1 protein-coding gene is annotated in these 732 nt (G+C 69.0%); it reads right to left on the bottom strand.

Going from position 1 to position 732, the window contains the following annotated elements:
• Positions 1–732: terminase gpA endonuclease subunit (locus tag V8324_RS22175; protein ID WP_336422035.1), on the bottom strand; the 732-nt coding region annotated here is incomplete at both ends.

Raw genomic sequence — 732 nt, 5'->3', positions numbered from 1 at the left:
GGCATGCGCCCATGTGCGCCCCAGCAGGTCCGTCAGTGTCTGCCAGCACTCCGGATCACCTGGACCACCCTCGATGACGACGTGATCGACCAGCCAGCTTTCCAGCCCGCGGCCCCAGGCCCAGACATCGATCTCGATCCGGTCCTTCTGCACATCGGCGCCCGCGGTGAGGAACAGCCCGCTTGCCGGCACGGTGCCCGCTTTCCACTCTTCGCGCCGCTCGGCCAGCCGCTGCCAGTCCGGCGCTTCGCCGGTCTCGAACCAGGTCTCGCCGAGGATCGTGTTGCGAAACGCCCGCATCGCCTCGTCATTGCCCTGTGCCGCCTCCCAGGCGCGGGCGATCCGCGCCCAGCTGAGCCAGCCGATCGGCGAATAGAGCGCCGAGAGGTGATAGCCCACGGTGTGCGGGTCTTCCGCCATCGCCGTCGCGCGCCAGTCGCCATCCGCCAGCATCGCCGTCTTGTGGTGCTCGGCGATGGGGGTGTCGCAGCCCTCGCAGTGGTATTCTGCCGTGTCCGGCTGGCCCTTCTGCCAGCGAAGCCGCTCGAAGCGCAGCCATTGCGCACGCCCGCAATGCGGACAGGGCACATGATAGCGGCGCTGGTCGCTGGCCTCGAACTCGCGCTCGATGCGGCTCAGCCCCCGGATCGTGGGCGTCGAGATCAACAACGCCTTGCGCCGATGCGCGAAGGTCAGCGACCGGGCTTCGGCCAGGCTGACCGGATCGCCTTC

Source organism: Roseovarius sp. D22-M7 (genome assembly GCF_037083785.1).
Taxonomy (GTDB): domain Bacteria; phylum Pseudomonadota; class Alphaproteobacteria; order Rhodobacterales; family Rhodobacteraceae; genus Roseovarius.
This window is presented reverse-complemented; position numbering and strand designations above follow the sequence as displayed.